Below are 26,182 nucleotides of genomic sequence, written 5' to 3' on the forward strand. Positions count from 1 at the left end.
GCGTACGGCTACCCCCAGCAACACCCCCAACAGCACCCCCAGCCCGGCCCCCAGGGCGCCGCACCGTCGCACCACCCCGCCTACGGCGGCCTCGGCTCCACCCCGCCCTACGGCCCACCCCCGTACGGCACGAACCCGCCGTACGGTCCGCCTCAGGAACCGCCGCGCAGAGACGGCCGTTCCACCGCGCTGCTGGTGGCGATCGCCCTGGTCGTCGCGCTGGCCGCGGGCGGCTCGGTGTACGCGCTGATGCAGGGCGGCGACGGCGACCGGGCCGCCGACGACCCCACCCCCTCCCTCTCGCAGGGCACCAGCGCACCCCGGGCCGCCGGCCCGTCCCCGGCGCCCTCACGACCGGGCGACTCCGCGTCCCCCTCGGACGGCGCGATCCCGACGGCGTACCTCGGCACCTGGACCACGACCATCGACAACGCCGACGGACAGCACACCCGCCGGCTCACCATCAAGCAGGGCGAGTCCGGCGACACGGTCCTCTCCCTCGTGGCGGACGGCCCCACGAACGGGGGCGGCACCTACCACTGCGTCTTCGAGGGCGACCTGACCGACGCCCCCGACGGCGACGGCCCGCTGAGGATCGGCCCGTCCACCGTGACCGTCGGACAGCCCCGCACCGCCTGCACCCCGGGCGCGGCCACCGAGATCACCCTCCTGTCCGACGGCACACTGCAGCGCGTGAACACCAGCAGCGGGGAGCGGCTGGCCTACACGAGACAGTGACCAACGCACCTTTCCCGCCCGGAGGTTGAACGTCGGGCGAACTCACGCCGACGACTCCCTGATGCCCCTCCTCCCACCCTTACGGTGTCCGGACACATCGATTTCGTCCGGGGGCGGGGGCACCGACGATGGAGTGGTTGAGCACGGAGAACGTCGTGGCCGTCGCGACGGCCGCACTCGGCATCGTCGCCTCGGGCGTCATGGTCTGGTACGAGCGCCGGGTACCGCGCCGCAAACGCATCGGCTACCGCGTGCAGATGGACAACCCCATCGGTGACGACGTCCGCTCGGGCCGCGCCAACCGCCGCCTCGGCCTGTTCGACGAGGGCATGGCCGACGCGACCCTGGTCCTGCTGCGCATCGAGAACGACGGCTCGCAGGGCATCGACCGCGACGACTACACCGGACCCGAAGTCCACGGCCTGACCGCGGTGTTCGCCGGCCGTACCGTCCGCGGCGTGTCGGTGACGCAGCCGTCGGACACCGACCACCTCATGGACCACTTCACCGCGGAGCGCGGCTTCGCCCACGACGGCAACACGCTGCGCATCCCGCGCGTCCCGCTCAACCGCGGCGACCACTTCAAGCTGCTCGTCCTGCTGTCCGGCGGTGATGTCGGTGACGAGATAAGGCTGGTCGGCGGCCTGCGCGACGGCGAGGTGCACCCCAACCGCAGTGCCACGCCGGACGACACACCGCCGCTGTTCAGCCGCGCGGCGCGGCTGATCACCATCGCGCTCACCGCGAGCGTGGTCACCCTGGCGGCGATCGTCGTCGCCCAGGACGACACCCCGCCCCCGATCGGCTGCGCGAGCGGCACGCTCACCCTCACCGGCTCCACCGCGTTCGCGCCCGTCCTGCGCGAGGTGGCCCGGAAGTACGAGCGGGACTGCGGAGGCGACCCGGCCATCGAAGTGGACACGCACGGGTCGACCGCCGGGCTGCGGGAGCTCGCGTCGGCCGGCGCCCGGGCCGCACGGGACGGGCAGGGCTCCCCGCCAGTGGTGGCCCTGTCGGACGGCCCCAAGCCCGCCGGCCTGCCCGCACTCCGGGAGAACCGGGTGGCGGTGTCGGTCTTCACGCTCGTGGTCCACGACGACGTACACCTGAAGAACCTGTCCACGGACGACGTACGGCGCCTCTACCGGGGCGAGATCCGCAACTGGCGGCAGCTCGGCGGCCCCGACCTCCGTGTGCACCTGGTCAGCAGGGACGCCAACTCCGGCACCAGACAGGTCTTCCAGCGCCGGGTGCTGGGCCGGGGCGAGATCGCCAACTCATCCGTCGACTGCGTCCACAAGGACGATCCGACGGCGGCCGTCATCCGCTGCGAACTCGACTCGACGCAGCAGGTGCTGACCACGGTCGCCGCCCTCCCGGGCGCCATCGGCTACAGCGAACTCAACCTGGCCGCCCGCGCGAAGGGCCTGCACACGCTGCGCCTGGACGGCGACCCGGCCTCCGTCGACGCCATCGAACACGGCACCAGCGACTACCCGTACCGCGAGATCGAGTACGCCTACACCTACGGCCGGCCCCCCGCCGACTCCCTGGCGTCGAGTTTCCTCACGTACCTGTCCCGGGGCAACGGCCAGGACGTCATCCGCACGCACGGCCACGTGCCGTGCTGGACCCCGGAGGGCCTGACACTCTGCGCGCGGGACGACGGCGTCTGACGACCGCGTCACCTGGGCTCCGGCGGCCGCTGCCGGGGCATGTTCGGCCTCGCACCCCCCGGCGGCACGGAGAACCGCCCGTTCACGCCACCGGCCTCGGCCCCCCGCCCACTTCCCGAGAACACCGCCGTCTGCACCCCCACGGGCGCAGCCCCGCTCCGGAACTGGCCCGCCCACTCCGCCGTCTCCCCCCGCACCAGCTCACTCAGATCCTCGGAGAACCGCCGCAGCACCCCGAGACACCGCTCGGCCGCCTCCGCGGCCGTCCCCTCCGTCGGCCCCAGAACCTCCCGTACGCTCTCCGCCGCCCAGTCGAACTGGAGCGCCTGCAACCGCCGCTGCACGGCCTGCGCGGTGGCCACGTCCCGCATCCACCCCGACGTCACCCCGAAGTACCGGTCGACGGCCACACACGCGACCCCCAGCAGCAGCGCCAGACACCCCCAGGGCGCGAGGCCGTCCGCGATCCCGGTCAGATCCAGCAGGGGCAGCGCCACCCCGGTCACCGCCCCCACCGCGGCCCCGCAGCGCAGCGCCCGCGCCCACCGCCGCTTCCACACCCGGTCCACGAGATACCAGGCCGCCGTCCGCAAGGCCCCGTTCTCCACCCACCGGTACAGCTCGTCCAGCCGTACGGCCGGCTCGCCCCAGTCCCCGAGCGGAAAGGACCGCCCGGTCAGATCGCCCGGCCGCAGCCGGGCCGCCCGCTCGCCCCGTTCGCCCTGAGGCGGCCCCTCGGGCTGCATCTCCGGCTGACCCACCCGGCACTCCCAACTGACCACGCTGCGTGACAGACGACACGCAGGACGTACAGGACGCATCCCGTGCCCTGCGCGCCGGACCCTTCCTACCCCCCGACGGGTGGCGAAGATGTAGCTTTCGCCGCTTTTCCGCCCGGAAGTATTCCTTGATCAGATATCGGGTGCGAGCGGAAGTCACTCGAAAGAGTGCTGGGGCACAGGCGGGCACGACCACGTAGGCTCGTGCCGAACGGGAAAACCCGTACCGAGCAAGGAGCTGATCGTGATCCCCGGTGGTGGCCAGCCCAACATGCAAGAGCTGCTCCAGCAGGCCCAGAAGATGCAACAGGACCTGGCGCGGGCGCAGGAGGAACTGGCGCAGACGGAGGTCGACGGGCAGGCCGGCGGCGGCCTGGTGACCGCGACCGTCACCGGCGCCGGCGAACTGCGCGCTCTGAAGATCGACCCGAAGGCGGTGGACCCGGACGACACCGAGACCCTCGCCGACCTGGTCGTGGCGGCCGTCCAGGCGGCCAACGAGAACGCGCAGGCGCTCCAGCAGCAGAAGCTGGGCCCGCTCGCCCAGGGTCTGGGCGGCGGCAGTATTCCGGGACTGCCGTTCTGAGACGCGTACCGCCTTCCTCGAAGAGGCGGCGGACAACTACGGTACGTACGGGGAGGCCGTACGCAGCGAACGACCTCGAGGAACCGGGAAGGGCAGTCCGTTGTACGAAGGCGTGGTCCAGGACCTGATCGACGAGCTGGGGCGACTGCCCGGCGTCGGTCCGAAGAGCGCCCAGCGGATCGCTTTCCACATCCTCCAGGCCGAACCAACGGACGTACGGCGGCTCGCCCAGGCCCTCATGGAGGTCAAGGCGAAGGTCCGCTTCTGCGCGACCTGCGGCAACGTCGCGCAGGAGGAGCTGTGCAACATCTGCCGCGACACCCGCCGCGACCCCGCCGTCATCTGTGTGGTGGAGGAGCCGAAGGACGTCGTGGCGATCGAGCGCACGCGTGAGTTCCGGGGCCGGTACCACGTGCTGGGCGGCGCGATCAGCCCGATCGACGGGGTGGGCCCGGACGACCTGCGGATCAGGGAACTCCTGGCCCGCCTGGCCGACGGCACGGTCACGGAGCTCATTCTGGCCACGGACCCGAATCTCGAGGGCGAGGCGACAGCCACGTACCTCGCCCGCATGATCAAGCCCATGGGCCTGAAGGTCACCCGCCTGGCCAGCGGCCTCCCGGTGGGTGGGGACCTGGAATACGCGGACGAGGTCACGCTCGGCCGCGCCTTCGAGGGGAGACGACTCCTAGATGTCTGACGCCACGCTGCACGCGACCGACCAGAACCCGGACGACTTCGCGGTTCAGATCGCGGACCAGGTCGAGAGTTTCCTGGTCGCCGTCACGGAGGTCGCGAAGGGCGACGAGCCGGAATCGGCCGTGCCCTTCCTCCTCCTGGAGGTCTCCCAACTCCTCCTGGCCGGCGGCCGGCTCGGCGCGCACGAGGACATCGTGCCGGACGAGCGCTACGAGCCCGACTCGGGCCCCGAGCCGGACGTCGACGAACTCCGCGAGAACCTGGCCCGCCTCCTCGACCCGATCGACGTCTACTCGGAGGTCTTCGACCCCTACGAGCCCCGCAAGGCCCCGGTTCCGGCCCGTATCTCCGACGACCTCACGGACGTCATCACGGACCTGCGCCACGGCATGGCCCACTACCGCGCCGGCCGCACCACCGAGGCCCTGTGGTGGTGGCAGTTCTCCTACTTCTCCAACTGGGGCTCCACCGCCTCCGCGACCCTCCGCGCCCTGCAGTCGATCCTCGCCCACGTCCGCCTCAACCAGCCCCTCGCCGAACTCGACGGCCTGGACACGGACCAGGGCATGGGCGACGACACCCTGGAGTTCGAGGCGGGCAGGGTCATGGCACAGGAGATCGCCGGCCCGCTCGGCATCCGCCCGGCCACGTAACCGGCCTCACCGGCCTACCGGCCCACGGCGGCGGCCAGCGCCTCCCCGTCGACGTACGGGGCGGTCGGCGTCGGCTCGCTGTACCACCTGAGCGGCCAGGTGTCGCCCTCCAGCGCCGGGATCCCGACGTACGTGACCGCGACCGCACCCGGCTCCCGACCGCCCAACCGCTGCACGCCGAGCGGCCAGTCGCGTCCCGGTACCGCCCCGGGCGCGAGCAGGAAGTACACCCACCGCGACCTGCTCGCCTCGCACACGATCGGCCCCGCGTCCCCGTCCGACGCCTCGATCAGCCACTCGGCGACCAGCTCCCCCCGCAGGCCCTCGACCCGTACCGCGTCGAAGTGCACTCCCGCGACGTGGAGTTGATGACCTGCCGCCGGAACCCACTCGGGTCGGTGAATCGCGTTCTTCATGGCCACACTCTCGTGCTCGCGCGGCTACGGTCGGTAGCGACTGTGGTGGTACACGCCACGCTGTAACCGACGGAGGTGGGCGCTGTGCCGGGCCAGTACGACTCCAATTCCCAGCCGCCGGTCGCCTGGCGCTACAGCGGCAACCAGATGAAGCGCTGGCGCACCAAGGCCAACGTCAGCCGTGAACAACTGGCCGCCGCCGCCAACTACTCCCCGGACACCATCAAGTCCATGGAGCAGGGCGTCCGCATGCCGACACCGCGCGTCCTCGACGCGGCCGACGAACTGTGCCGGGCCGAGGGCTTGCTGAGCGCGGCCAAGGAGTACCTGCAGAGGGAGAAGTTCCCGGCGCGGGCGCAGGACTTCATGGAGAGGGAGCGGGAGGCGATCAGCCTCTGGTGGTACGAAGCCATGTACATTCCCGGCCTGTTGCAGACCAAGCGCTACGCCCAGGCACTCATTGAGAACCATGTACCGCCCCTGGATGCGGAGACGGCGGCGGAACGGGTCGCTGCCCGCCTGGAAAGGCAGGTGATCCTCACCGAACGGAAGCCGCCGGTGGCCCTCTGCTTCGTCATCTACGAGGCTGCGCTGCGCAGTTCGCAGGTGGACGTGGAACAGCTGCACCGCCTGCTGGAAGTCTCCCGCCTGAGGAACGTCGTGGTGCAGGTCCTGCCCTTCGACCGGGCCATCACCGCAGCGCTTCTGGGGCCCCTGGTGCTGCTGGAAACCCGTGACCACGAGCGTTTCGCCTACGCCGAAGGTCAGTTGGGGAGCGAGATGACGGCCGATCCGGGGGCTGTCAGTCGCGCCACGGAGCGGCTTAGCATGATCCGCGCGCAGGCTCTCAGTCCGGATGAGTCGGCGCGTTTCATGGAGCGGATGGTGGATCAGTCATGAGTGACCAACTGCGCTGGATCAAGTCGAGCTACAGCGACTCCGAAGGCGGCGCCTGCGTCGAAGTCGCCAGGTCCACCGCCGTCCACATCCGCGATTCCAAGCTTCCTGCGAGCCCAGAGCTCCAGGTCACCGCACCCGCCTGGGCGGCGTTCGTTGCCGCAGTTCAGCCCGGGGCTTGAGCCTCGGGCTTCGAGCCCTTCCCTGGGTTTCTGGGCTGGGAAAATCCAACCCAACCAACCAAGGCTGTAGGTGAGTTGCAGCCGCCTACCTCGAACGGGTGACGTTCCGTGACCGGCTTGCGCCGCAGCGTGAAGCGCCTCTAGGTTCGCGGCAATAGATCGGCCCCGGTCGGTGCGCCAACACCGGCTCCGGGGCCTGACCGACGAATCGAAACGGACTCGATCGTGGCTTACTCACAGCCTAGCCCTGCCCTGCCGACCCCGTCCCACCCGATGGCCAAAACGGGCTACGGCAAACGCCCCGCGGGTGACGAAGACCCGCACGCGGACCCGGACTTCGCACACCTGAGCCCCCGCGACCGCGAGATCGCCGTCTTCGTCGACCATCTCGAAGAGGGCCACGCGATGGGCTACAAGGCGATCGCCTCCGTGCACCCCCGCTACGGCCAGCAGGCCGTCCGCACCTCGCTGCGGAGCATCAGCGACGCCGGCCACTCGCGGCAGATCCGGGAGCACATCACCGTCGAGGACAACTCGATGCGGTGGGTGACGCGGACGTACTGGTCGCGTACGCGCAGGTCACCGGAGTGGTGGGCGGAGTTCGCGCGGGAGCGCAAGGGACGGATCGTCACCGACGACTACCGGCCCGGGCTGGCCAGGACGGACGAGCCCGAGGCGCCCATCGAGGAGCCCACCGAGGAGCCCGCGCCGCAGGAGACCGGCGAGCAGCCGGAGCCCGAGCCCGAGCGCACCGCCTACCGCACCCTGGCCCAACTCCGCGACGCGGACCCGCGTATGCCGCTGTCCGACTCCGACTGCCGGTCCCTCGAAACGCTCGTGGGGGAGTGGCTGTCGCGCGGCTCCACCCCCGGCGACATCACCAAGGCACTGACGGACGGGCTGCCGCCCGCCGTGACCAACCCGGGCGGCCTCGCCCGGAGACGACTGGAGGACAAGATGCCCCCGAAGAAGGCGAAGATCCGGCAGAAGGCCGCACCGCGCCGGGCCCGCGTGGACCGCGTGATCATGTGCTGCATCTCCTGTGACGCGGACGAGCTGACCACGAAGATCGACGGCGGCGGCATGTGCCCGGACTGCCGCGCCGAGTACGAGGCGGACCTGGCGGCCGAGGCGGCCGGTCAGCTGGACGCCGGATACGTCCCCGCCACCTTCCTGGCCGACCCCGACCCGGTGTACGAGGTCGTGGACGTCGCACGCCGCGCGGCCGAGGTACGGGCGGCGGGCGGCCTGCGCGCGAAGGCCGAGAGGGCGCTGTGAGCGTGCAGGAGGCCCCGGTCAGGGCACCATGGTGTCGAGGAGGCGACGCCATGACCCCCAGGACCGAACACCGGCCGCACATGACCGTCGAGGAGTTCGAGGAGCTGGAACGCCATGCCCCGGAGACCGTGTGGCTGGAGTTCATCAACGGGAAGGTCGTGGTCAAGCCCATGGCGGACGGCAATCACCGCGAGATGATTGCGTGGCTGCAACGAGTGTGTATGCAGCATCGGCCTGACCTGTGGTTGCACGCGGAGAGTGGGCTGAAGACCGAGCGCCACCGCAAGGGGCGCGCTCGTGCCGACGGCGTGCTGGTCCGGGTGGGCGGACTCAAGGGTCAGGGCGAGTGGTCGGAGTCCGAGGGCGCCCTGATGGCTGTCGAGATCACGTCGTACGACTCCGACACGAACCAGCGCGACCGCGTCGAGAAGCCCGACGGCTACGCGGCAGCCGGTATCCCCGTCTACCTCCTCGTCGACCGGGACGACGCGTCGGTCGTCGTGTTCAACCAGCCCGAGAACGGCCGCTACCGTCACGCGGAGAAGCTGCCCTTCGGCGCCACCGTCAAGCTCCCCGACCCGGTGAACTTCGCCCTGGACACCGAGCCGCTGAAGGAGTTCGCCGACTGAGGCCGGCCCGGGGCGCTCAGAGCCGTACGGCGGTGCCGGTCACGCCGATGCCCGTGTCCGGCTCCGCCGGTACCGTCACCGTGATCGTGCTCGGGCGGCCCATGTCCACGCCCTGGTGAACGGTGAGGGTGGCCGGGGCCCGCACGAGGCCCAGTTCCCTCAGGTACCCGCCGAACGCGGCTGCCGCCGCCCCCGTCGCCGGGTCCTCGACCACACCGCCGGGCGGGAACGGGTTGCGGGCGTGGAAGACGGTGGGTGATTCCCGCCAGACCAGGTCGATCGTGGTCCAGTCCCGGCGGGCCATGAGGGCGGTGAGCGCGGCCATGTCGTAGTCCAGACGGGCCAGCCGGTCCCGGCTCGCGGCGGCGATGACCGGGTGCCAGGCTCCGGCGAAGGCCGCCCGGGGCGGCAGCGCCGGGTCCAGGTCGTCGGCCGCGGACCAGCCCAGGATGGCCAGCAGCTCGGCCAGGTCGGCGTCCTCGATGGGGGCCGTCCGCGGTGCGACGCTCACCAGGGTCGCCACCAGGGTGCCGTCCGCCGACCGGTCGGTGGTGACGGTGACCGGGCCCGCCGCCGTGCGCAGCCGCAGGCGCCCGGTGCCGTGCCGCTCCGCGTGGGCCACGGCCGTCGCGATCGTCGCATGGCCGCAGAACGGCACCTCGGCGAGCGGGCTGAAGTAGCGCACGTCCAGGGCGCCGTCGTCCCCCTCCACCACAAACGCGGTCTCCGAGTAGCCGACTTCCGCCGCGACCGCGAGCATCGTCGCGTCGTCGGCCCCGCGCGCGTCGAGCACGACCCCCGCGGGGTTGCCGCCGTCGGGATCCGTGCTGAACGCCACGTAGCGCGATATCTCCATCCCCAGACGGTAGCGCCCGCCTCGCCGTCACGCTGGGTGATTTGGGGGCTCCCTGTACGTCCCCTGTACGCGGGCTGTACGACCCCTAACCGGTGAAAGGCGAGTCTGGAGTCACTTCCACCGCAGAGGAAGCGGAGGCAAGTCAACTTCCCTCTCACTCACTGGAGATGCCATGAACCGTCGCCCCGTCCGCCGGCGCATAGCCCTGGCCGCCGCGGTCGCGGTCGCCGCCGCCGGTACCTTCGCCCTCGGGGCGGGGGTTGCCGGGGCCGACTCCGCGAGCGAGTCCGCCAAGCACACCAAGCCGGTGACCAAGGCGCAGGTACTCTCGCTGTTCGATCAGTGGAACGCCGCGCTGCGGACCGGCGACCCGAACAAGGTCGCCGACCTGTACGCGAAGGACGCGGTCCTGCTGCCGACCGTCTCCAACAACGTCCGTACGGACAGAGCCGAGATCGTCGACTATTTCGAGCACTTCCTGCAGAACAAGCCGGTGGGGACGAAGGTCGAGTCGGTCGTCAACGTGCTCGACCGGGACACCGTCATCGACACCGGTGTGTACGAGTTCGCGCTGACCGACCACGAGACGGGCGAGAAGAGCACCGTCAAGGCGCGCTACACCTACGCCTACGAGAAGCAGCGGGACGGGAAGTGGCTGATCGTGAACCACCACTCCTCGAAGATGCCGGAGGGGTGAGCCTCAGCCGCGGTGGGCGGCCCGGAGCGTGATCGTCACGCACAGGCCGCCGCCCGGGGCGTCCGTCAGGGACACGGTCCCGCCGTCGTCCGTCGCCAGCTGCTTGACGACGGCGAGACCCAGGCCGGAGCCGGCCTTCCCGGTCAAGCCCTGGCCCCGCCAGAAGCGGTCGAAGGCGCGGGACTTCTCGGCGTCCGACATGCCGGGGCCCTCGTCCAGGACCGACACCCCCACCACATCGCCCCCGGGGTCCAGCCGCACGGTGATCGTCCCGCCGTCGGGTGACACCTCCAGGGCGTTGGAGAGCACGTTGTCCAGCATCTGGTCCAGATGACCGGGGCTGGACAGCGCAGACGGCCGGCCGTCGGTACTCCCCCTGAGCGCGATGGTGACTCCGCGCTCGTCGGCGGCCGGCCTCCATACGGCGAGCCGCTCCCGCACGATGTCCATCAGCGGGAGCGGTTCCGCCGCCGTCACCTTGGCCTCGGCACGGGCGAGTACCAGCAGGCCGTTGACCAGGCGGCTCATGCGTACGACCTCCGCCGTGGCCTGCTCGACGTCCTCGCGGACGAACTCGTCGTCGACGCCGTCCGCGATGTTGTCCAGGGACAGCCGCAGAGCCGTGAGCGGGGTGCGCAGCTGGTGGGAGGCGTCCGCTACGAAGATGCGCTGGGCCGCGATCAGGGTGTCCAGGCGTTCCGCGCCCTGGTTGAGGGTGCGGGCCAGGGTCTGGGTCTCCGGAGGGCCCGTCACGGGGGAGCGGGCCGTCAGGTCGCCGTCGCTGAACTTGCTGGCCATGTCGTTGAGCTGGCGCAGCGGGCGGGTGAGCCGGCGGGCCGCGACGACGCCGAGCACGGCTGCCACGCCCAGGACCAGCACCGCCAGGACCGCCCGGAAGCCCCAGATCTGCCACAGACGGCCGGTCATCTCGTCCGTGGAATAGAGGATGCGTACGGCGCCGACGACCCGGTCCGTGCCGGCCGCGCGGGCGGGGACCGTGATCACCAGCTCGGGGCCCCAGATGAAGGAGGAGCCCCAGTCGGTCGTGGGCCTGCCGTCCTGAAGGGCCCTGGTCAGTGCCGCGTCACGGGTCAGCCGGGGCAGGTCCGCCGCGCAGCTCGGGGTGGTGGTGACCTGGATCTCGTCGTCGTAGGCCTTGGCCATCTCCTCCAGGGCCTGGCACGAGGCGGCCCGGCCGTCGCCCAGCAGCAGCGCCATGGCGTCGGCCTCGCGCAGGACCGACGCCTGGGTGTCGCCCCGCAACTGGTCCGTGAGCGTGAAGGCCACCGGCACGGTGAACAACGCGATGGCCACCGCGACGAGCAGGACGTAGCTGCGGACGAGTTGGCGGATCATGAGGCGCCGCTGTCCTCGTCCTTGACGATCTCCAGGCGGAAGCCGACCCCGCGCACCGCCTCGATCGTGATCGCGCCCGCCAGCTTCCGCCGCAGCGCCGCCACGTGCACGTCCAGTGTCTTCGTCGGCCCGAACCAGTTCTCGTCCCAGACCGCTTCCATGATCTGCTCGCGCGACATCAGCGCACCGGGCTCCTCGGTGAGGAACGCCAACAGGTCGTACTCCTTGGGCGCGAGCGGTACCTCCTCGCCGTCCAAGCGCACCCGGGCCGCCTTGCGGTCGATGGTCAGACGGGTGCCGTAGCGGTCGGGGCCGTTCTCGGGCGAGCCCGGGGCGGAGCTACGGGGCTGTACGCGGCGCATGACCGCGCGAATGCGGGCTATGACCTCACGGACGCCGAACGGCTTGGAAACGTAGTCGTCCGCGCCGATCTCCAGGCCCACCACCCGGTCCGTCTCGTCGCTGCGGGCGCTGATCACGATGATCGGGACGTCGCCGCGCTCGCGCAGCGCCTTGCAGACATCCAGGCCGTCGGTGTCGGGCAGGCCGAGATCCAGCAGGACGACCTCGTACGGTCCCTCGTGCCTGAGTGCCGCCTCGCCCGTGGTCACCCACTCGGCCTCGAAGCCGTAGCGCTTGAGGCCGCGTCTGAGGGACTCGGCGACCGGTTCATCGTCTTCCACCAGGAGTACGCGCACAGCCGAACCCTAGTACTTGAAAGTTGAGCCACCGGGGCCGGTCCGTGTGCGATTGTGACGCCGGGCACTTTTCCGCGTGTCCCGTGCCCAGATGGGCATGAGCAGCCCTGAGCGAGTACCCCGGAAATCTCACCATGCGATATCGCGGAAGTGGATTTCGGACGCTCGCTAGACTGAGCCGACCGCAGTACGAAGGCGTATGAGCGGATAGAGACGGATTGAGCGAGGAGCGCACGTGGGCCTTGTCGTGCAGAAGTACGGAGGCTCCTCCGTAGCCGATGCCGAGGGCATCAAGCGCGTCGCCAAGCGGATCGTGGAAGCGAAGCAGAACGGCAACCAGGTGGTTGCCGTCGTTTCCGCGATGGGCGACACGACGGACGAGCTGATCGATCTCGCCGAGCAGGTTTCCCCGATGCCTGCCGGGCGCGAGCTCGACATGCTGCTGACCGCCGGAGAGCGGATCTCCATGGCACTGCTGGCCATGGCGATCAAAAAGCTGGGCCACGAGGCCCAGTCGTTCACCGGCAGCCAGGCGGGTGTCATCACCGACTCGGTCCACAACAAGGCCCGGATCATCGACGTCACGCCGGGCCGGATCAAGACCTCGGTGGACGAGGGCAACATCGCGATCGTGGCGGGTTTCCAGGGCGTCAGCCAGGACACCAAGGACATCACCACGCTCGGTCGCGGTGGCTCCGACACCACGGCAGTGGCCCTCGCCGCCGCCCTTGACGCCGACGTCTGTGAGATCTACACCGACGTCGACGGCGTGTTCACCGCCGACCCGCGCGTGGTGAAGAAGGCGAAGAAGATCGACTGGATCTCCTTCGAGGACATGCTCGAACTGGCGGCGTCCGGGTCGAAGGTGCTGCTCCACCGCTGCGTGGAGTACGCACGCCGGTACAACATCCCGATCCACGTCCGGTCCAGCTTCAGCGGACTTCAGGGCACCTGGGTCAGCAGCGAGCCGATCAAGCAAGGGGACAAGCAGGTGGAGCAGGCTCTCATCTCGGGTGTCGCGCACGACACCTCCGAGGCCAAGGTCACGGTCGTCGGTGTGCCGGACAAGCCGGGCGAGGCGGCCTCGATCTTCCGCGCGATCGCCAACGCCGAGATCAACCTCGACATGGTCGTGCAGAACGTGTCCGCCGCCTCCACGGGGCTGACGGACATCTCCTTCACGCTGCCGAAGACCGAGGGCCGCAAGGCCATCGACGCGCTGGAGAAGAACAAGGCCGCCATCGGCTTCGACTCGCTGCGCTACGACGACCAGATCGGCAAGATCTCGCTGGTCGGCGCGGGTATGAAGACCAACCCGGGTGTCACGGCCGACTTCTTCACGGCCCTGTCCGACGCGGGTGTGAACATCGAGCTGATCTCGACCTCCGAGATCCGCATCTCGGTCGTCACGCGTGCCGACGACGTCCCCGAGGCCGTCCGCGCCGTGCACACCGCGTTCGGGCTCGACTCCGACAGCGACGAGGCCGTCGTCTACGGAGGCACCGGCCGCTGATGGCCGGACCCGGGCAGACGGGCCGATCAGGCCGGCCCACGCTCGCCGTGGTGGGAGCGACCGGAGCCGTCGGCACGGTCATGCTTCGCATCCTGTCCCAGCGGGCGGACATCTGGGGCGAGATCCGACTGATCGCCTCCCCGCGCTCGGCCGGCCGCAAGCTGGCCGTGCGCGGGGAGGAGACCGAAGTCGTGGCGCTCACCGAGGAGGCCTTCGACGGGGTCGACGTCGCCATGTTCGACGTCCCCGACGAGGTCGCCGAGCGGTGGGCGCCGCTGGCTGCCGCCAAGGGCGCGGTGGTGGTCGACAACTCCGGCACGTTCCGGATGGACCCGGACGTGCCGCTCGTCGTGCCCGAGGTCAACCCGCACGCCGTGCGCAGACGCCCGCGCGGGATCATCGCCAACCCCAGCTGCACCACGCTCTGCATGATCGTCGCCCTGGGGGCTCTGCACGCCGAGTTCGGGCTGCGCGAGCTGGTCGTCTCCTCCTACCAGGCGGCCAGCGGCGCCGGCCGCGCGGGCGTGGCCACGCTGCGGGAGCAGCTGTCCCTGGTCGCCGGTACGGAACTGGGGACCAGCCCCGGTGACGTACGGCGGGCCGTGGGCGACAGCACCGGGCCGTTCCCGGAGCCCGTCGCGCTGAACGTCGTGCCGTGGACCGGTACGGCCTGCGAGGACGGCTGGTCCTCGGAGGAGCTGAAGATCCGGGACGAGTCCCGCAAGATCCTCGGGCTGCCCCGCCTTCCGGTGGCCGTCACCTGTGTCCGGGTGCCGGTGATCACCGCGCACTCGGTGACCGTGCACGCCCGCTTCGAGGGCGAGGTCACCGTGGACAAGGCCCGCGAGATCCTCGCCACCGCGCCCGGGGTCGTGCTGTTCGACAACCCGGCCGCCGGGGAGTTCCCGACCCCCGCCGACGTGGTCGGCACCGACCCGGCCTGGGTCGGCCGGGTGCGCCGGGCGCTGGACGACCCCACGGCCCTGGAGCTCTTCGTGTGCGGGGACAACCTGCGCAAGGGCTCCGCGCTCAACACCGCGCAGATCGCCGAAGTGGTGGCCGCCGAGCTTTCGTGAAGTTTCGTGGCGCCGAAAAGTCCGGACCGGTGTCATAGGGGGTTTGTAGGATCTGTGTAGGGCATGTGATCCGGTCGATGGCCTGATCACTTGTCCCAGGCGCTTCGGCAGCAAAGAATTACCTCCCCGCCCTCCGCAACCGTGCGGAGGGCGGGGAGCGTCTTTGCGGTCGCCCTTCGGCCGTGGGAGCGCTTCAACAGGCGTGGGGACGCCTGGACCGGGCGTGGGGACGTCCGTTCACATTTGGATATAAGGGAAGAGCGGGACGCATGAGGGCATTTGATGCACCATCGGATGTGCTGCCTGACGCGGGTAGACCGTCGACGGCGACGGTCGGCGTGAAAGTGATGCCCGGCACGTACAACCCTGACGGGGGTCAGCGTGTCCAACAGGCGTGGCAGAGGTACTCGACTTCAGCGCGGCACGCGGCACGGTCCTGCGACCGCCCCGTCCGGCGGCATTCCGACCCCGCGTGCCCGGTGGCATGCCGGTGATCGCGCCCGTGCCCGCAGCGCGGCCGGCCCGCATACCGAACCAGCGTGACGGCGCCGAGGACGGTGTCGCGGCCGGTACGACCGTCGACCACCTCACCGAGACCTACCGCGCGCACTACCGCTCGCTGCTGGGTCTCGCCGCCCTCCTCCTCGACGACACGGCCTCCTGCGAGGACGTCGTCCAGGAGGCCTTCATCCGTGTCCACTCGGCCCGCAAGCGGGTCCGCGACCCCGAGAAGACCCTGGCGTACCTGCGCCAGACCGTCGTCAACCTCTCGCGCTCCGCGCTGCGCCGCCGCATCCTCGGCCTGAAGCTGCTGTCGAAGCCCATGCCCGACATGGCCAGCGCCGAGGAAGGGGCCTACGACCAGCTGGAACGAGACTCCCTCATCAAGGCGATGAAGGGGCTGCAGCGCCGCCAGCGCGAGGTGCTGGTGCTGCGCTACTTCGCGGACATGACCGAGGCGCAGGTCGCCGAGACCCTCGGCATATCCCTGGGCTCGGTCAAGGCCTACGGCTCGCGCGGCATCGCGGCGCTCCGGCTGGCCATGGAGGCGCCGGCATGAACGGCGGAGGCGGCGAGCGTCGTGACGGGCCCGACGGGCCCGAGCCCATCGAGCGGCACGAGCCGGCAAGGCTGCACGCGCACCATCCGAAGCAATCGCACGCTGGGAACGGAACTGTGAACCACGGCCCCGACGACCAGGGCCCCGAGAGGCCCGACTCGGACGAGCTGGACCTGCGCACGATGCTGCAGCAGGCGGTACAGGACGTGGAGCCGCGCGACGGCACCCTCGAATACCTGCGGAAGGCGGTGCCCCAGCGGCGGACCCGCAAGCGGCAGGCCGTCGTCGGCGTGGCCGCCGCCGCGTTGTTCATCGGCACCGCCGTCCCCGCTCTCGTGCACGTCTCCAACGCCACCGGCTCCGACGCCAACCCCTCGGCCATAGGCCACGCCTCCGAGACCCAGGGCGGCGCCGGCGAGGGCAAGGGCCCGGACGGCGGTGAGAGCACCCCGGGCGGCACCGCCGGCAAGCCGGAGAGCAAGGACAAGGGCGACAAGAAGGAGAAGGAGAAGGGCAAGGGCACGGGTCCGGGCACGGGCGCCTCCACCGGCACGTCCCAGGGCGCCGACCCGTCCGCCACCACGGCCGCCGGCATCCAGGCGTGCACCGCGGCTCAGCTCGGCCCCGCCGCGGCAAGCAGCGCCGCCCCCGACTCCACCGGCGCGGTCTACGGCTCCTTCCGCGTCACCAACGTCTCCGGGGCGAGCTGCACGGTCACCGGCCCCGGCTCGGTGAGCGCGCTGCCGCAGGGCGCGGCCGACGCCACCAGGATCAGCACGGCGCGGCACGTGGCCGGCGACGCCGCGGTCGGCCTGCCCGACCCGTCCCTGGAGGCGGCCCAGCTGGTGCTCACGCCGGGAGCCGCCTACGACGTGAAGTTCGCCTGGGTCCCGTCGGAGACCTGCCCCCCGGCCGGCGGCAGCAGCGGCGGCGGCAGCGTCGGCGGCTCCGACCCCAGCCCCACCCCCACACCCTCGGAGAACAGCGCGGACCCGGGCGGCACCTCCACCGGCGGCGAAACGGGCACGGCCCCGCAGCTGGTCAGGGAGGACGGCACGGTCGACGGGAGCGTGGCGGTGACGTACACCCCGGCGACCGGCTCGGGCGCGGGCTCCGTCACCGTGACCAACGCGTGTGCCGGGACCGTGTACTGGACGGGTGTACTGGCGGGTTCGTAGGCGACAGCCGGGGTTCGGAGACGGCAGCCGGGTTCGGAGACGGCAGCCGGGTTCGGAGACGGCAGCCGGGCTCGTAGGTCGACAGCGGGGCCGCGGTCAGAGGGCCGGCGCCCGCTGCTGCTCCTCCTCCGGGACCAGGCCCAGTGCCGCGTCCCGCGCGAACTCCACCTCGCGGCGCAGCAACCGGAACCACATGAAGATCACGAAGCCGACGAAGGCGAACCACTCGGCGGTGTAACCGAGGTTCTGGAACGCCTTCAGGTCGAGCCCCGTGTCCGGCGGTGCGCTCGCGGGCACGGCCTTCATGCCCGAGTCGCCCTCGGCGAGCGTGACCCACGCGTCGTACACGTCGTACGGCACCAGGTTGACGAGCGACGCCGCGCTGATCGCCGCGGTCTGCCCGGACGGCAGGCCGCCCTGTGCGCTGACGCCGTTGTCGCCCGGCGTCTCGGACGCCTGGAGCGCACCGGTGACGGTCACCTCACCGCCGGGCGGGGCGGGCGCCCGGTCCGCGTCGGCGGCACCCGGCAGCCAGCCGCGCACCACCGGCAGCGCCTCGCCGGAGTCGGTGCGCAGCAGTGTCAGGACGTAGAAGCCCTGCTTGCCGTCGAGCTCCCGGCCGGGCACCAGCAGCTGCTTGCCGTAGCGGCCGGTCGCGGTGACCTGCTTGCCGGACGTGGCCTTGGTCACCGGCAGGAGCTCGGCCAGCGGCCGGGGCGCCTCGTCGCGGGCGGCGGAGACCTGCTCGGTCGCGGTGCGGTGGTCCTGCACACGGTCCTCGAACCGGCCCAGCTGCCAGGACCCCATGAAGACGCAGAAGGGGATGGACAACAGTACGAAGACGTTGATCCCCCACCATCGGGGCGTCAGCAGAAACCGGTACACACCCATACGGTACGGGGCTGCCGGGCGGGCCCGGCCACGGGGTGGGCCCGCCCGGCGGCCCGGGCGCCGTTTCAGTACGCGCTTTCAGCCCCTGCCGACCCACTGGAAAGGGGGGACCGGTGGAGGTTGTCCACAGGCTGAGGACCTCGCCAGCGCAATGTCGGCCAGGGCGTGCAGACTGGGGCCATGACTGAGAGCAACGGGTCCGACGCGCGCGATCCGCGGGACCAGGACGAGCGAGTGGAACAGGCGGGGCAGCAGGAGCGGATGCCGGACTGGGAGAAGCGCTTCCGGGCGCCCCGGGTCTCCCTGCCCGACTGGGCGGAGGACGCGCCCGACCGCTCCCTGTTCGTGTCGAACGCGACGGGGACGTACGAGCTGTACGCCTGGGACCGGTCGACCGGCGAACAGCGCCAGGTGACCGACCGGCCGAACGGCACGACGGACGGCGTGCTGTCGCCGGACGGCGCGTGGATCTGGTGGTTCGACGACAAGGACGGCGACGAGTTCGGCGTCTGGCGCCGCCAGCCCTTCAAGGGTGGCGAGGACGAACTCGCCGCCGAGGGACTCGCCGCCTCCTACCCGGCGGGCCTCGCCCTCGGCCGCGACGGCCGTACGGCGGTGGTGGGCCGCTCGACGGACGAGGACGGCACGACCATCCACCTGGTCCGCACCGGCGAGGACCCGGTGGAGATCTACCGCCACCGCGAGTCGGCCGGCGTCGGCGACCTCTCCCACGACGGCTCGCTCATCGCCATCGAGCACACCGAGCACGGCGACGCGATGCACTCGGCCCTGCGCGTCCTGCGCCCCGACGGCACGGCGGTCGCCGGCCTCGACGACACCGAGGGCGGCACGCGTGAACTCGGCCTGGAAGTCCTCGGCTTCGCCCCCGTCGACGGCGACACCCGCCTCCTCATCGGCCACCAGCGCCGAGGCCGCTGGGAGCCCCTCGTCTGGGACGTCGCCACCGGCGAGGAGACCGACCTGGCGCTGGAGCTTCCCGGCGACGTCAGCGCCGAGTGGTACCCGGACGGCACCGGTCTGCTCATCGCGCACAGCTTCGAGGCCCGCAGCGAGCTGTTCCGCTACGACCTGGCGAGCCGCGCCCTGACGGAGATCCCGACCCCGCCCGGCACGGTCTCCGGCGCCACGGCCCGGCCCGACGGCAGCGTGGAGTACCTGTGGTCCTCGGCGGCCGAGCCGTCGGCGGTGCGCTCCACGGCGGGCGGTGTGGTGCTCGACCCGCCCGGCATGAAGTCGCCCGGCTCGGTGCCGGTGGAGGACGTGTGGGTGGAGGGCCCCGGGGGCCGCATCCACGCACTGGTCCAGAAGCCCGCGGGCTCCACCGGCCCGCTCCCCACGGTCTTCGACATCCACGGCGGCCCGACCTGGCACGACAGCGACTCCTTCGCGGCGGGCCCGGCGGCCTGGGTCGACCACGGTTACGCGGTGATCCGTGTCAACTACCGCGGCTCCACGGGCTACGGCCGCGCCTGGACGGACGCCCTGAAGCACCGCGTCGGCCTCATCGAGCTCGAGGACATCGCCGCGGTCCGCGAATGGGCCGTCACCTCCGGCCTCGCCGACCCCGACCGCCTCGTCCTCACGGGCGGCTCCTGGGGCGGCTACCTGACCCTCCTCGGCCTCGGCGTCCAGCCCGACGCGTGGACGCTCGGCATCGCCGCGGTACCCGTCGCCGACTACGTCACGGCGTACCACGACGAGATGGAAGCGCTGAAGGCGATGGACCGCACGCTCCTCGGCGGCACGCCCGAGGAGGTGCCCGACCGTTTCGAGGCGTCGTCCCCGATCACGTACGTCGACCAGGTCAAGGCCCCGGTGTACATCTCGGCCGGCGTCAACGACCCCCGCTGCCCCATCCGGCAGATCGAGAACTACGTCAAACGGCTCGAGGCGAGGGGGGCGGTTCACGAGGTGTACCGGTACGACGCCGGGCACGGGTCGCTGGTGGTGGACGAGCGGATCAAGCAGGTGCGGCTGGAGCTGGAGTTCGCGGAGAGGCACCTGAAGAGGCGGGGGAGCGCCCAGTAGCTCGGAAGGCGGGGGCGGTGTGGCGGCTGCGGGTGCGTCGTGGCTGATCGCGCAGTTCCCCGCGCCCCTTGGGGACGTCAACCCGCCGCGCGCTACCCGCGGGCAGTCGTGCCGCTGGGGCGATGGGGCCCCCTGCTCGAGCGAAGCCGAGAGCTTGGGGGAAGGTGGGCGGGCGGCACCCCGTAGCGCCCGGGTTGCGCAGCGCCCCGGCCTCAGACCGACGCCGGGCACCTTGTAACGCCGAGCGTTGAGAAGCACCGCTCGGCGTCACGCCCCCGCCCGCTCCCGCCGCCTCCGCCCCAGCAACTCCGCAAGCCCCCGCCGAGTCGCCGCCAGCAGCACCCGGTCCCCAGCACCCAGCACATACGTAGGAGGCAGATCCCACACCAGCCCCGAAGCCGGCACCCTGGCCTCCTCCGCGCCCTCCGCGTCACCGCGCCGCCCCCCGGAGGGCGCCGTGTTGAGCGCCAGCACCCGCCACGCCCCGGCCCGGAACGCCTCACCCACCGTCCGCCCCTCCAGCTGCGGATGCCCGGCCACATCCACCTCCGCGAACAGCAGCACCCGCCGCTCCACCGGGATCGCCCCCAGGATCTGCCGCCCCATCATCGCCCCGGCGAACGCGGGCGCGGCCAGATGGGAAACGCTCCGGCTCCGGGTGAGCGCGAACGGGTGCGCGGCCCGCAGCGTCCGGTACACGGCCGTCGCGAAGTCGTCGTCGTACAGCCGCAGCACCACCCGCAGGTCGGGCCGTACGGACCTGGCGTACAGCGAGGCCTCCAGGTTCGTGGTGTCGGCGCTGGTCAGCGCCAGCAGCGCATGCGCGCGATGGATCTTCGCGGCCTCCAGCACGCCTTCCTGCGTGACGTCCCCGATCACCACCGGCACCCGCAGCCGCCGTGCCGTGGCGATCCCCCGCGCCTCCGGATCGGCCTCCACGCACACCACGGGAGTGTTCAGCTCGCGCAACCGCGTCAGCACCCGCGTCCCGATCTTCCCGAGCCCGAGCAGCACCACATGCCCGCCGAGCCCTCGCGGCGGCTTCCGCAACGCGGACGCACTGCGGAACGTGCCCAGCGCTTCCAGCACGGCGGCAAGCAGCACCGGCAGCAGCAGCAACCCGACCAGCCCCGACAGCAGTTGAAGCACCTGCTCACCGGTCGACTCGTGGAACGCGGGATCGTTGATGCCGAACAGATCGAGCAGGGTCACGTACGTCGCGTACAGCGGATCCTCACCGGTCACGATCGTCAACGCGACGGCGAGCGCGAGCACACACCCCACCAGCCCCGCCAGGGACCATCGCAGCCGACGCGAGAACAGCGAGGCGAACGGCGGCACACCGCCCCGTCCGGCGGGCAGTGACGGCCCGGAGTACGACACCTGCTCCAGGACCACCGTCCCGCGCCCGGTCGCCGCCGCCACCGCCGTCTCGTCCGGCAGCAACTGCGGCCCCTGTTCCCCGCTGCCCTCGGAACCGTCCGCGCCCGCAGGGTCGTTGCTCGTCGCCGACAGCAGCGCCAGGGTGCACAGGCCCGGGTCGGCCACCTCACCCGGCCGCGGCGGTTGCCGCTCCACGGCCCGCAGGAAGAGCCCCTCGGCCTGTACGACCTTGCTGGTGCCGACCAGGGCCGTGGCGGCCAGCGCGGGCGCGGCCGTGTCGGCGTCGGACAGCACGGTCGTCGAGGTGTCGAGTCCCGCACCCGGTTCCGTCCCGGAGGCCACCGCGGCCGTCTGGTCGAGCAGTTCCTCTATGTGCTGACCCAACCGCCGGTTGTAGAGCCGGAGTACGAGCCTGAGACGGGGGTTGAGCCGACGGGCGGTGAGGGCGGCGCGGATGTTGGTCTCGTCGTCGTCGTACACGAGCGCCAGCGCCGCGGCCCGGTCGGCGCCCACGTCGGTGAGCACCGCCTCGGTGACCTCGGCGGCCTCGACCACCTGCTCGATCGCGGACGGTTCGGCTCCGCCCGCGGCACCCCCCGCGCCCGCCCGGTTGACGGCAGCGCTGACCCGGTCGATCAGGGCCGCCGAGGCGGCACGGGCCCGTCCGACCACCGGCTGCCGCACCCGGCGCCCCGAGGGCGGCACGACGAGTGTGACCTGTTCGCCGTAGACGCCTCGGAGTTCGGCGGCCAGCCGGTGCGCGAGCCCGTCGTCACCGCACACGATCATGTGCGTGGCCGGATCACCTGGCTGACCTTGGTTCGGAACGCTCCCCACAAGGGAGAAGACTGCCTCACCGGTGCGGCTGGTGCCAGAACGGAACAGCGGTGGCTGAACGGCCGCCGGTACCCGGCCGTATGGAAGGGGAGGCAATACCCGTGCGCACGACCGGAGGTACCGGGCCCGTGGCCACCACGAAACCCGCCCCGCAGGCAACCGACGAGACCCCCGGGAACGAGCCCACCAAGCCGGCATCGGGCGACGGACCGGCATGGTCCCCGGGCGACGGGCCGGAATCGTCATCGGCCGACGGGCCGGAAGACGGCAGGCACCTCAACCCACCCCTCCTCCTCACCCTCCTTCTCCTCACGGCCGTGATGCTCCAGGACCCCATCCGCGCCGCCCTGTCCGCACCGGTGATGCAGAGCTGGATGACGGTGTTCGTCGCGGTCATGGTCCAGGCGCTGCCGTTCCTGGTGCTCGGAGTGCTGCTGTCGGCGGCGATCGCGGTGTTCGTACCGCCGTCCTTCTTCGCCCGGGCGCTGCCGAAACGCCCGGCCCTGGCGGTCCCGGTCGCGGGCGCGGCCGGCGCCGTCCTGCCGGGATGCGAATGCGCGTCGGTGCCGGTCGCCGGAGCCCTGGTCCGCCGAGGGGTCACCCCCGCCGCGGCCCTGGCCTTCCTCCTCTCCGCACCCGCCATCAACCCGATCGTGCTGACGGCGACGGCCGTGGCCTTCCCCGGCGACCCGGAGATGGTGCTGGCCCGCTTCGTGGCGAGCCTGCTCGTGGCCTGCGCGATGGGCTGGCTCTGGCACCGCCTCGGCCGCACGGACTGGCTGCGGCCCCCGGCCAGGACGACGGACGAGAACCAGGGCAAGGGGGCCGCCTTCTGGGGCTCCGTGCGGCACGACGTCATGCACGCGGGCGGATTCCTGGTGGTCGGCGCCATGGCCGCGGCGACGCTGAAGGCGGTGGTACCGGCCGAGTGGCTGCAAGCGGCAGCCGGCAACCCGGTGCTCTCGGTGCTGGCCCTCGCGGCGCTCGCCGTCCTGCTGTCCATCTGCTCGGAGGCGGACGCCTTCGTGGCGGCCTCCCTCACCCAGTTCTCCCTGACGGCCCGTCTGACGTTCCTGGTCGTGGGGCCGATGATCGACCTGAAGCTCTTCGCGATGCAGGCGGGCACCTTCGGCCGCGCCTTCGCCCTGCGCTTCGCCCCCGCGACCTTCGCCCTGGCCGTCGTCGTGTCGGCCCTGACCGGAACGGTGCTGCTGTGAACCGCGTGGCCCAGTCGGCCCTCCTCTTCCTGCTCGGCGCGACACTCCTGCACGCCGGCACCACCGACCTCTACCTGCGCTACGTCAAGTCCGGCCTGCGCCCCCTGGTCCTGCTCGCGGGCGTCGTCCTGATCGCGACGGCGGCGGCCACACTCTGGTACGACCGCCGCCGCGCGGACTCGCGACAGCACCACCACCACGAGCCCCGCATCTCCTGGCTCCTAGCCCTCCCCGTCCTCGCCCTGATCCTGGTCGCCCCGCCGGCCCTCGGCTCCTACAGCGCCTCCCACACCGGCACGGCCCTGACCAAGCCCTTCGGCTTCCCGGACCTCCCCGCCGACGGCCCCTTCCGCCTCGGTGTGGCCGACTACGCCGGACGCGCGGTCTACGACGAGGGCCGCTCCCTCCGCGACCGCGAGCTGAAGATCACCGGCTTCGTCACACTGGACCGCTCCGGCGCCCCCCACCTGGTCCGCATGGGCCTCAACTGCTGCGCGGCGGACGCCCAGCCGGTCAAGATCGCCCTGACCGGCAACCTGCCCCCGGTCCTCGCCCCGGACACCTGGCTGGAGATCACCGGCCGTTACACGCCCCGCCGGACCAAGGACCCGGTCAACGACGGTCCGATCCCGTACCTCGAGGTCACCAGGGCCAAGCCGGTTCCCGCGCCGACCGACCCCTACGACGAGACGGGGAACACGTGAACTCCGGCGTGACACACCTCTTCCCGGGTACTCGGGAAAGCCGCTGAACCGCGAGGGGAGGGCGACGCACGCATGACCACACTCGAAGGCGAGCGAGCGGCGACGGAACCGAATCGGGCGCTGCTGGCCGAGGCCCGCGAGAAACTCGCGAAGGCCGACAGCCGGGCCGGACTGACCCTGGCCGTCCTCGGCGCGGCCCTGACCACCCTCCTCGGCGCGATCACCGTCGGCGTCATCACGCCCGCTCAGTACGCCGTGGTACCCCAGCTCCTCGTATGGACCGGCTGCGCGGCCTGCGCCCCCTCCCTCGTCCTCCTGAGCCTGGCCGCGAGGCCCGGGCCGGGCACGGCCGACGAGACCCGGCCGGAGACTCTCTCCCGCGCCGCCTGGCTCAAGTACCGCTCCATACGCCACGCGATGGCCTGGGGCGCGCTCTTCCTCACCCTCACCCTGGCGGGCACGCTGGCCGGGCTGCTGTCCTAGCGGCACTGCCACAGCGGCAGCGCCACCGGTGGCCACCCAGCTCATCCCGGTGAGCCGTAAGGAATTCGTCATCGGCCAGGCAGCCCACGACGGCCGCCCCGCCCGTTGAATGGTCGAGAGACGAATCACTCCTCGGGAGGGCAGGGGCTATGGGGCGGGAACGACGCGCGCGAGGCAGGACGTTGACGGTCGGCGTGCTGGTGATGGCGGTCGCCGGAGCCGGTTTCGGGCTGTACTGGTTCCAGCCGTGGAAGCTGTGGCAGGACGAGACGGTCCAGGAGGCGCTGCCCGTGACCGTGGACGCCTCGAAGACGCCTGCCGAGGCGCCGTCGTCCAGAAAACCCTCCCCGCCGGCCCCGGCCGGATCGGTGACGCTGGCGCGCGGCGAACTGATCAGCCACGAGCACGAGACCTCCGGCACGGTGCGGCTGCTGCGCCTGGCCGACGGCACCCACACTGTGCGGCTGGAGAACCTCGACACCAGCAACGGTCCCGACCTGCGCGTGTGGCTGACCGACGCACCGGTCAGGGAAGGTCAGGCCGGCTGGCACGTCTTCGACGATGGGAAGTACGTCAGCCTAGGCAAGCTCAAGGGCAACAAGGGCAGCCAGAACTACGCCCTGCCCGAAGGCGTGGACTCGGCCCGCTACAGCAGCGTCAGCATCTGGTGCGACCGCTTCGACGTCTCCTTCGGCGCCGCGGAACTCGCCCGTACCTGAGCCGAAGGCGGAGTTCTCACGCGGTCGAGCTGGACCCGTCGAACCAGAGTCCGACACGAAGTCAAGCGGCGCTCGGGCGTGGGGAGCCCTTGAAGACCTGGCTCGTGTGCCAGGTGCGGTGGGTTGCCGCGACGGGCCGAATGCCGGGCTGGGGGCCGATGAGCGGGCGGCCGGCGAGTGCGGTTACCCGATCGCGGGCGGTGGCGCTGCGACCGACGAAGTGCTGGGAGACCAGGACGCGGTGGCTGTCGCCTATGCCGAGGACGCCTTTGTCGAAGGGCTTGTGGTGCAGGGAGCACAGGCACAGTCCGTTGCCGACGTCGTCCGGGCCGTCGTAGGCCCACCAGCGCACGTGTGCGGCCTCCAGCGCAACGGGCGCGCTGCCGATCATGCCGTCGTAACCGCAGAAGGCGCATTGGCACTCGTAGGCGGTCAGGACCAACTCCCGCATACGGCGGTCGCGCCGGCGTCGCTCGAGGGCGGTGAGGGCGTCGGTCTCCGCCGGCTCCAGTTCCAGGCCCACCGCATCGCACAGGTCCGGGTGGAGCGAGGGTGGGAAATGCATGTCCAGCAGGACCCTGGCCATGCGGCCCAGGAGTGAGGGCTCGCGGTGCAGTGCCGCGCGCAGGCCGGGGGCCAGGCGCCCGGTGGCTCCGCTGGCCCGCAGTTCCGTGACAGCGGTGCCGGGGCTGCCGGGACCGCGGTCGGTGCGCACCTCCCACACCTCGTCGTTGGCCAGGTGGTGGAGGGGGTAGGCGGGGGTGGACCCGCGCGCGGGGCCGTACTCCGCCAGCAGGTGCTTCAGATCGGCCTCCACCGCGCTGTAGCGCAACTCGCCTTCGGCGTCGGCCTGGCACAAGGACCTGGGCCGGCGTCAGCTGCCGGGTTGAAGCAGTGCGATCGAAGCCGAAGCGGCTCGTGGCGCGGCCGCC

25 protein-coding genes and 2 pseudogenes are annotated in these 26,182 nt (G+C 71.5%); 19 read left to right on the forward strand and 8 right to left on the reverse strand.

What is annotated here, in order from left to right; translation table 11 throughout:
• Both IE97_RS0110575 and IE97_RS0110580 read left to right on the forward strand, forming a co-directional pair.
• Positions 1 to 738 (forward strand): annotated as a pseudogene (locus IE97_RS0110575) (serine/threonine protein kinase); the annotation flags it as partial.
• 128 nt (positions 739 to 866) lie between these two features.
• Complete coding sequence (locus tag IE97_RS0110580; protein WP_030235481.1) at positions 867 to 2,414, forward strand: substrate-binding domain-containing protein; 1,548 nt, start codon at positions 867 to 869, stop codon at positions 2,412 to 2,414.
• Between the two features lie 8 nt (positions 2,415 to 2,422).
• Here IE97_RS0110580 and IE97_RS0110585 read toward each other — a convergent pair whose 3' ends face one another.
• Complete coding sequence (locus tag IE97_RS0110585) at positions 2,423 to 3,175, reverse strand: SLATT domain-containing protein (RefSeq protein ID WP_030235484.1); 753 nt, start codon at positions 3,173 to 3,175, stop codon at positions 2,423 to 2,425.
• Between the two features lie 262 nt (positions 3,176 to 3,437).
• Here IE97_RS0110585 and IE97_RS0110590 point away from each other — a divergent pair, with 262 nt between their 5' ends.
• The 3 genes from IE97_RS0110590 to IE97_RS0110600 all read left to right on the forward strand — a co-directional run bounded on the left by IE97_RS0110590 (position 3,438) and on the right by IE97_RS0110600 (position 5,131).
• Positions 3,438 to 3,779: a YbaB/EbfC family nucleoid-associated protein gene (locus IE97_RS0110590; protein WP_030235486.1), complete on the forward strand. Its 342-nt coding sequence runs from the start codon at positions 3,438 to 3,440 to the stop codon at positions 3,777 to 3,779.
• A gap of 100 nt (positions 3,780 to 3,879) precedes the next feature.
• Positions 3,880 to 4,479: a recombination mediator RecR gene (recR, locus tag IE97_RS0110595; protein ID WP_003991835.1), complete on the forward strand. Its 600-nt coding sequence runs from the start codon at positions 3,880 to 3,882 to the stop codon at positions 4,477 to 4,479.
• Positions 4,472 to 5,131 (forward strand): DUF5063 domain-containing protein, encoded by a 660-nt coding sequence (locus IE97_RS0110600; protein ID WP_030235492.1) that lies wholly within the window; start codon positions 4,472 to 4,474, stop codon positions 5,129 to 5,131. The genes recR and IE97_RS0110600 overlap by 8 nt, the downstream gene beginning before the upstream one ends.
• Before the next feature lie 14 nt (positions 5,132 to 5,145).
• On the opposite strand, the gene IE97_RS0110605 is transcribed toward IE97_RS0110600, so the two are convergent.
• The gene (locus tag IE97_RS0110605) at positions 5,146 to 5,547 is read right to left on the reverse strand and encodes a hypothetical protein (RefSeq protein ID WP_234310705.1); all 402 of its coding nucleotides are present in this window, start codon (positions 5,545 to 5,547) and stop codon (positions 5,146 to 5,148) included.
• 147 nt (positions 5,548 to 5,694) lie between these two features.
• Here IE97_RS0110605 and IE97_RS0110610 point away from each other — a divergent pair, with 147 nt between their 5' ends.
• From IE97_RS0110610 to IE97_RS0110625, 4 genes are all read left to right on the forward strand, one after another.
• The gene (locus IE97_RS0110610) at positions 5,695 to 6,447 is read left to right on the forward strand and encodes a helix-turn-helix domain-containing protein (protein ID WP_037837023.1); all 753 of its coding nucleotides are present in this window, start codon (positions 5,695 to 5,697) and stop codon (positions 6,445 to 6,447) included.
• Entirely contained in the window at positions 6,444 to 6,626 is a 183-nt protein-coding gene (locus IE97_RS0110615; RefSeq protein ID WP_030235502.1) for a DUF397 domain-containing protein, read from the forward strand. The genes IE97_RS0110610 and IE97_RS0110615 overlap by 4 nt, the downstream gene beginning before the upstream one ends.
• A gap of 273 nt (positions 6,627 to 6,899) precedes the next feature.
• Complete coding sequence (locus tag IE97_RS0110620) at positions 6,900 to 7,904, forward strand: hypothetical protein (protein WP_063752191.1); 1,005 nt, start codon at positions 6,900 to 6,902, stop codon at positions 7,902 to 7,904.
• Positions 7,905 to 7,954: 50 nt separating this feature from the next.
• On the forward strand, positions 7,955 to 8,533 hold the full coding sequence (locus IE97_RS0110625; RefSeq protein ID WP_030235509.1) for a Uma2 family endonuclease: 579 nt from the start codon (positions 7,955 to 7,957) through the stop codon (positions 8,531 to 8,533).
• A gap of 16 nt (positions 8,534 to 8,549) precedes the next feature.
• Here the strand turns inward: IE97_RS0110625 and IE97_RS0110630 are convergent, their stop codons facing one another.
• A complete protein-coding gene (locus IE97_RS0110630; protein WP_030235512.1) occupies positions 8,550 to 9,389 on the reverse strand; it encodes a PhzF family phenazine biosynthesis protein in 840 nt (279 codons plus the stop codon).
• A gap of 172 nt (positions 9,390 to 9,561) precedes the next feature.
• Here IE97_RS0110630 and IE97_RS0110635 point away from each other — a divergent pair, with 172 nt between their 5' ends.
• Entirely contained in the window at positions 9,562 to 10,086 is a 525-nt protein-coding gene (locus IE97_RS0110635) for an SgcJ/EcaC family oxidoreductase (protein WP_030235515.1), read from the forward strand.
• A 3-nt stretch (positions 10,087 to 10,089) separates the two neighbouring features.
• Here the strand turns inward: IE97_RS0110635 and IE97_RS0110640 are convergent, their stop codons facing one another.
• Both IE97_RS0110640 and IE97_RS0110645 read right to left on the reverse strand, forming a co-directional pair.
• Positions 10,090 to 11,442, reverse strand: a complete 1,353-nt coding sequence (locus IE97_RS0110640; RefSeq protein ID WP_030235518.1) for a sensor histidine kinase — start codon at positions 11,440 to 11,442, stop codon at positions 10,090 to 10,092.
• Positions 11,439 to 12,140: a response regulator transcription factor gene (locus IE97_RS0110645; RefSeq protein WP_030235521.1), complete on the reverse strand. Its 702-nt coding sequence runs from the start codon at positions 12,138 to 12,140 to the stop codon at positions 11,439 to 11,441. The genes IE97_RS0110640 and IE97_RS0110645 overlap by 4 nt, the downstream gene beginning before the upstream one ends.
• Positions 12,141 to 12,375: 235 nt before the next feature.
• Here IE97_RS0110645 and IE97_RS0110650 point away from each other — a divergent pair, with 235 nt between their 5' ends.
• The 4 genes from IE97_RS0110650 (at position 12,376) to IE97_RS0110665 (ending at position 16,967) form a co-directional block, all read left to right on the forward strand.
• A complete protein-coding gene (locus IE97_RS0110650; protein ID WP_030235524.1) occupies positions 12,376 to 13,653 on the forward strand; it encodes an aspartate kinase in 1,278 nt (425 codons plus the stop codon).
• Positions 13,653 to 14,729, forward strand: coding sequence for an aspartate-semialdehyde dehydrogenase (locus tag IE97_RS0110655; RefSeq protein ID WP_030235527.1), 1,077 nt, complete (start codon positions 13,653 to 13,655; stop codon positions 14,727 to 14,729). The genes IE97_RS0110650 and IE97_RS0110655 overlap by 1 nt, the downstream gene beginning before the upstream one ends.
• Positions 14,730 to 15,213: 484 nt before the next feature.
• Positions 15,214 to 15,789: a SigE family RNA polymerase sigma factor gene (locus tag IE97_RS0110660; protein WP_010032008.1), complete on the forward strand. Its 576-nt coding sequence runs from the start codon at positions 15,214 to 15,216 to the stop codon at positions 15,787 to 15,789.
• Positions 15,790 to 15,905: 116 nt separating this feature from the next.
• Positions 15,906 to 16,967: a hypothetical protein gene (locus IE97_RS0110665; protein ID WP_030235534.1), complete on the forward strand. Its 1,062-nt coding sequence runs from the start codon at positions 15,906 to 15,908 to the stop codon at positions 16,965 to 16,967.
• A gap of 96 nt (positions 16,968 to 17,063) precedes the next feature.
• Here the strand turns inward: IE97_RS0110665 and IE97_RS0110670 are convergent, their stop codons facing one another.
• Positions 17,064 to 17,852 (reverse strand): SURF1 family protein, encoded by a 789-nt coding sequence (locus tag IE97_RS0110670; protein ID WP_324605885.1) that lies wholly within the window; start codon positions 17,850 to 17,852, stop codon positions 17,064 to 17,066.
• A gap of 186 nt (positions 17,853 to 18,038) precedes the next feature.
• On the opposite strand from IE97_RS0110670, the gene IE97_RS0110675 reads away from it, so the two are divergent.
• Complete coding sequence (locus IE97_RS0110675; protein ID WP_030235541.1) at positions 18,039 to 19,907, forward strand: prolyl oligopeptidase family serine peptidase; 1,869 nt, start codon at positions 18,039 to 18,041, stop codon at positions 19,905 to 19,907.
• A gap of 267 nt (positions 19,908 to 20,174) precedes the next feature.
• Here the strand turns inward: IE97_RS0110675 and IE97_RS0110680 are convergent, their stop codons facing one another.
• The gene (locus IE97_RS0110680) at positions 20,175 to 22,079 is read right to left on the reverse strand and encodes a potassium channel family protein (protein WP_030235544.1); all 1,905 of its coding nucleotides are present in this window, start codon (positions 22,077 to 22,079) and stop codon (positions 20,175 to 20,177) included.
• Between the two features lie 176 nt (positions 22,080 to 22,255).
• Here IE97_RS0110680 and IE97_RS0110685 point away from each other — a divergent pair, with 176 nt between their 5' ends.
• The 4 genes from IE97_RS0110685 (at position 22,256) to IE97_RS0110700 (ending at position 25,250) form a co-directional block, all read left to right on the forward strand.
• Positions 22,256 to 23,344: a permease gene (locus tag IE97_RS0110685; RefSeq protein ID WP_078603180.1), complete on the forward strand. Its 1,089-nt coding sequence runs from the start codon at positions 22,256 to 22,258 to the stop codon at positions 23,342 to 23,344.
• A complete protein-coding gene (locus IE97_RS0110690; protein ID WP_030235551.1) occupies positions 23,341 to 24,048 on the forward strand; it encodes a TIGR03943 family putative permease subunit in 708 nt (235 codons plus the stop codon). The genes IE97_RS0110685 and IE97_RS0110690 overlap by 4 nt, the downstream gene beginning before the upstream one ends.
• Before the next feature lie 72 nt (positions 24,049 to 24,120).
• Positions 24,121 to 24,531, forward strand: a complete 411-nt coding sequence (locus tag IE97_RS0110695; RefSeq protein WP_030235554.1) for a hypothetical protein — start codon at positions 24,121 to 24,123, stop codon at positions 24,529 to 24,531.
• 149 nt (positions 24,532 to 24,680) lie between these two features.
• On the forward strand, positions 24,681 to 25,250 hold the full coding sequence (locus IE97_RS0110700) for a DM13 domain-containing protein (RefSeq protein ID WP_030235557.1): 570 nt from the start codon (positions 24,681 to 24,683) through the stop codon (positions 25,248 to 25,250).
• Between the two features lie 61 nt (positions 25,251 to 25,311).
• Here IE97_RS0110700 and IE97_RS0110705 read toward each other — a convergent pair.
• Positions 25,312 to 26,103 (reverse strand): annotated as a pseudogene (locus IE97_RS0110705) (phosphorothioated DNA-binding restriction endonuclease); the annotation flags it as partial.
• Positions 26,104 to 26,182 lie beyond the last annotated feature (79 nt).

The sequence above is a fragment of the Streptomyces sp. NRRL S-455 genome (genome assembly GCF_000717875.1).
GTDB lineage: Bacteria > Actinomycetota > Actinomycetes > Streptomycetales > Streptomycetaceae > Streptomyces.